Source organism: Bacteroides acidifaciens, assembly GCF_024623065.1.
In the GTDB taxonomy this organism is placed as follows: Bacteria; Bacteroidota; Bacteroidia; order Bacteroidales; family Bacteroidaceae; genus Bacteroides; species Bacteroides acidifaciens.
Genome location: NZ_JANJZR010000135.1, coordinates 1 through 5,186, shown reverse-complemented (window position 1 = coordinate 5,186; position 5,186 = coordinate 1). Strand labels below are relative to the sequence as shown.

The 5,186-nt window shown below is 41.3% G+C and carries 5 protein-coding genes; all 5 read left to right on the top strand.

The genetic code is table 11. From position 1 onward, the window contains the following. Positions 1–119: 119 nt before the first annotated feature. From hisG to NSB03_RS19870, 5 genes are read left to right on the top strand one after another with little or no spacing between them, the layout of a single operon-like run. Positions 120–971 (top strand): ATP phosphoribosyltransferase, encoded by an 852-nt coding sequence (gene hisG / locus NSB03_RS19890; RefSeq protein WP_257466605.1) that lies wholly within the window; start codon positions 120–122, stop codon positions 969–971. Between the two features lie 9 nt (positions 972–980). Then, the gene (hisD, locus tag NSB03_RS19885) at positions 981–2,267 is read left to right on the top strand and encodes a histidinol dehydrogenase (RefSeq protein ID WP_257466604.1); all 1,287 of its coding nucleotides are present in this window, start codon (positions 981–983) and stop codon (positions 2,265–2,267) included. Between the two features lie 26 nt (positions 2,268–2,293). After that, positions 2,294–3,334 carry a histidinol-phosphate transaminase gene (gene hisC / locus NSB03_RS19880; RefSeq protein ID WP_024988799.1) on the top strand — a complete coding sequence of 347 codons (1,041 nt, stop codon included), beginning with the start codon at positions 2,294–2,296 and terminating at the stop codon, positions 3,332–3,334. A gap of 5 nt (positions 3,335–3,339) precedes the next feature. Continuing rightward, positions 3,340–4,464, top strand: coding sequence for a bifunctional histidinol-phosphatase/imidazoleglycerol-phosphate dehydratase HisB (gene hisB, locus NSB03_RS19875; RefSeq protein ID WP_024988800.1), 1,125 nt, complete (start codon positions 3,340–3,342; stop codon positions 4,462–4,464). 36 nt (positions 4,465–4,500) lie between these two features. Next, on the top strand, positions 4,501–5,052 hold the full coding sequence (locus NSB03_RS19870; RefSeq protein ID WP_024988801.1) for a dual specificity protein phosphatase family protein: 552 nt from the start codon (positions 4,501–4,503) through the stop codon (positions 5,050–5,052). Positions 5,053–5,186: the final 134 nt, after the last annotated feature.

The following is a 5,186-nucleotide window of genomic DNA, read 5'->3' as shown; positions in this document are numbered from 1 at the left end:
CTTAAAGAAAATGAACCGAGTTGTATAGTAATGAATAAAAAAGAAGGTGTATCGTGCATTACGACACACCTCCTTTTTTATTTTCAAATTCGAATAGTAATTAATAATAAAATAAGATCATGTTAAGAATCGCAGTACAGGCCAAAGGACGTCTCTTTGAAGAGACAATGGCACTTTTAGAAGAGTCGGATATCAAGTTGAGCACTACTAAACGTACCTTGTTGGTGCAGTCATCCAATTTTCCTATTGAAGTATTATTTCTTCGTGATGATGATATTCCACAAACGGTAGCTACCGGTGTAGCCGATTTGGGTGTTGTCGGTGAAAATGAATTTATGGAAAAAGAAGAAAATGCTGAAATCATTAAACGCTTGGGATTCAGTAAATGCCGTTTGTCATTAGCTATGCCGAAAGATCTTGAATATCCTGGATTATCCTGGTTCAATGATAAGAAAATAGCCACTTCTTATCCTGTTATTCTCCGCAACTTCTTGAAAAAAAATGGTGTGAATGCAGAAATCCATGTTATTACCGGTTCTGTAGAAGTATCTCCAGGCATTGGTTTGGCTGACGCTATTTTTGACATTGTAAGTTCCGGTTCCACTTTGGTCAGCAACCGTTTGAAAGAGGTGGAAGTGGTTATGAAATCGGAAGCTCTGCTGATTGGTAACAAGAACATGAGCGATGAGAAAAAAGAGGTGCTGAATGAACTTCTATTCCGTATGAATGCAGTGAAGACAGCGGAAGACAAGAAATACGTGTTGATGAATGCCCCGAAAGATAAGTTGGAAGAAATTATCACCGTATTGCCGGGTATGAAGAGTCCTACCGTTATGCCATTGGCGCAAGAAGGCTGGTGTTCCGTTCATACAGTACTTGATGAAAAACGTTTCTGGGAAATCATCGGGAAGTTGAAAGCTTTGGGAGCAGAGGGCATCTTGGTATTGCCGATTGAAAAGATGATAGTATAAATATGAACTATGAAATTGATTAAGTATCCTTCTAAAGAACAGTGGACGGAGCTTTTGAAGCGTCCGGCACTGAATACGGAAAGTCTGTTTGATACGGTTCGTTCCATCATAAATAAGGTAAGGACAGAAGGCGATAAAGCTGTACTCGAATATGAAGCGACCTTTGACAAAGTAACTCTGTCTGCGCTTGCTGTCACTCCTGAAGAAATACAGGCAGCCGAATCATTGGTGAGTGACAAATTGAAAGATGCCATCTCTTTAGCAAAACAGAATATTGAAACATTCCACTCTTCACAACGCTTTGTCGGAAAGAAAGTAGAAACGATGAACGGTGTAACCTGTTGGCAGAAAGCGGTAGGTATCGAAAAAGTAGGACTTTATATTCCGGGTGGAACAGCTCCGCTTTTTTCAACGGTACTGATGCTGGCTGTTCCCGCAAAAATTGCCGGATGCAAAGAGATTGTACTTTGTACTCCTCCTGATAAGGAAGGAAACATTCACCCGGCCATTCTTCTCGCTGCTCAATTGGCAGGAGTAAGCAGGATTTTCAAGGCAGGCGGTGTACAAGCTATTGCAGCGATGGCTTATGGAACGGAAAGTGTTCCTAAAGTATATAAGATTTTCGGTCCTGGTAACCAATATGTCACAGCCGCCAAGCAATTGGTCAGCTTGCGGGATGTGGCTATTGATATGCCTGCCGGTCCTTCTGAAGTGGAAGTTTTGGCTGATGCATCGGCAAATCCGGCTTTTGTGGCTGCGGATTTATTGTCGCAGGCAGAACACGGAGTGGATAGCCAGGCCATATTGATTACGACTTCCGAGAAACTACAAACAGAAGTTATGGCAGAAGTAGAGCGTCAATTGGCTGAATTGCCTCGTTGGGAGATTGCTGCCAAATCATTGGAGAACAGTAAACTGATTCTGGTGAGGGATATGGCTGAAGCATTAGAGCTTACAAATGCTTATGCTCCCGAACACTTGATTATAGAAACGGAAAACTATATGGAAGTGGCTGAGCGTGTCACCAATGCCGGTTCTGTCTTCTTGGGTTCTTTGACTCCTGAAAGTGCGGGCGACTATGCTTCCGGCACGAATCACACCTTGCCGACTAATGGATATGCAAAAGCATATAGCGGTGTAAGCCTGGATAGTTTCATCCGTAAGATTACATTCCAGGAAATCCTTCCGGAAGGAATAAAAACTATCGGTCCGGCTATCGAAGAAATGGCTGCCAATGAACATTTGGACGCGCATAAGAATGCTGTCACTATCCGTCTCAAAGCAATTAATAAGTAATAATTGAAAATTAAAAAGTATTGCTGATGAAAACGTTACAAGAACTAACCCGACCGAACATATGGAAGTTGAAACCATACTCTTCGGCTCGTGATGAATATAAAGGTTTTACGGCATCTGTCTTTTTGGACGCGAATGAGAATCCATACAATACACCTCATAACCGTTATCCGGATCCTATGCAGTGGGAGTTGAAGACTCTCTTGTCGAAAATCAAGAAAGTATCTCCCGAACATATATTCTTGGGGAATGGTAGTGATGAAGCTATTGACTTGGTTTTTCGTGCATTCTGCGAACCGGGTGAGGATAATGTTGTAGCTATCGACCCTACTTATGGAATGTATCAGGTTTGTGCCGATGTGAATGATATAGAATACCGGAAAGTGCTGTTGGATGATAATTTCCAGTTTTCGGCAGATAAACTGTTGGAGGCTACTGACGACCATACCAAACTGATTTTCCTCTGTTCACCGAACAATCCGACAGGAAACGACCTGCTTCGTTCCGAAATAGAAAAGCTCCTTTGTAAGTTTGAAGGACTGGTAATGTTGGACGAGGCATATAATGATTTCTCTTCCGCACCTTCCTTCCTGAAAGAACTGGATAAATATCCGAATCTTGTCATATTCCAGACATTTTCCAAAGCATGGGGATGTGCCGCCATCCGTTTGGGAATGGCATTCGCGTCAACGGAAATAATCGGTATCCTGAGTAAAATCAAGTATCCTTATAATGTCAATCAATTGACTCAGCAGCAGGCTATCTCTATGTTACACAAATATTATGAGATAGAACGTTGGGTAAAAACACTGAAAGAAGAGCGTGACTATTTGGAGGAAGAATTTGAAAAACTACCCTGCACCATCAAACTATTCTCGTCTGATGCGAACTTTTTCCTGGCTAAAGTGACGGATGCTGTGAAAATTTATAATTATCTGGTAGGTGAAGGTATCATTGTCCGTAATCGCCACTCAGTATCACTTTGTTGCAATTGCTTGCGTGTAACGGTGGGTACCCGGGTAGAAAATAACACATTGCTGGCAGCTCTTAGAAAATACGAAGAATGAGGAATATGAAGAAGAAAGTATTATTTATAGATAGAGACGGTACATTGGTCATTGAACCACCTGTTGATTATCAGCTCGATTCATTAGAAAAGTTAGAATTCTACCCGAAGGTTTTCCGTAATTTGGGTTTTATCCGTAGCAAACTCGATTTCGAATTTGTGATGGTCACCAATCAGGACGGATTGGGCACTTCTTCTTTTCCGGAAGAAACATTCTGGCCTGCCCACAATCTGATGTTGAAAACATTGGCAGGAGAGGGGATTACTTTTGATGATATTCTGATAGACCGTAGTTTTCCTGAGGATAACGCACCGACTCGTAAACCGCGTACTGGCATGTTGACAAAATACATCGACAACCCCGACTATAACCTTGCCGGAAGTTTTGTGATTGGTGATCGTCCCACTGATGTGGAACTTGCCAAGAACTTGGGATGTCGTGCCATCTATTTGCAAGACTCAACTGAAAGTTTGAAAGAAAAAGGTTTGGAAGATATTTGTGTGCTTGCAACAACAGATTGGGATAAGATAGCCGAGTTTCTTTTTGCAGGTGAACGAAAAGCGGAGGTCCGTCGTACAACTAGAGAAACGGATATATATGTAGCTCTGAACCTTGATGGAAATGGTACTTGTAATATTTCTACCGGTCTTGGTTTCTTTGACCATATGCTCGAACAGATTGGAAAACACTCCGGCATGGATTTGACAATTCGTGTAGAAGGAGATTTGGAGGTAGACGAACATCATACCATCGAAGATACTGCTATTGCTTTGGGAGAGTGTATTTATCAGGCTTTGGGCAGCAAGAGAGGAATCGAGCGATATGGTTATGCATTGCCTATGGATGATTGTCTCTGTCAGGTTTGCCTGGACTTCGGCGGTCGCTCTTGGTTAGTATGGGATGCTGAATTTAAGCGCGAAAAGATAGGAGAGATGCCCACGGAAATGTTTCTTCATTTCTTCAAGTCATTAAGTGACGCTACAAAAATGAATCTGAATATCAAAGCAGAAGGGCAGAATGAACATCACAAGATAGAGGGTATTTTTAAAGCCCTTGCACGTGCCTTGAAGATGGCGCTCAAAAGAGATATCTATCATTTTGAACTTCCGTCCAGTAAAGGCGTACTTTGATTGATTACTAATTTATAATTGTGACTTCGTAGATTTATGAAAAGACGAATCTTATTGAGTTTGCTTTTAGGGATAATCTTCTCATTATCAGTTTTTAGTCAAAATTTGAAAGCAGAGAAGATTATTCTTCCTGGCAGTGAACTGGCCAATTTGTATAAGATAGACGTGGGAGTATACCGTTCAGAGCAGCCTTCATCAGCCGGCTTTAAAGCTCTCGAAAAATATGGAATCAAAGAGTCTCTTAATCTTCGGAACAGACATAGTGATGATGATGAAGCAAAAGGCACAGCTGTGAAGCTTCATCGGGTAAAAATGAAGGCGCACTCAGTCAGTGAGGAGCAATTAATAAGAGCATTACGTATCATAAAGAATCGCAAAGCTCCTATTGTAATCCATTGTCATCATGGTTCCGACCGCACAGGAGCCGTTTGTGCGCTCTACCGCATTGTATTTCAGAATGTCTCTAAAGAAGATGCGATTCGCGAAATGACTGAAGGGGGCTTTGGCTTTCATCGTATTTATAAAAATATTATTCGAAGAATCAGAGAAGCTGATATAGAAAGAATAAAAAAAGAAGTGATGCAATAATTTAATAGATTGTATGATTTAGTCGAGTCATAAGGAAGATTTTTACCCATATAATACTTAGAGCCTGTTTAAATTTTCCTGAGATGATGTTAGATAGGCTTTACCGACCAGTTTTTATTCGTCACATAGTCTCC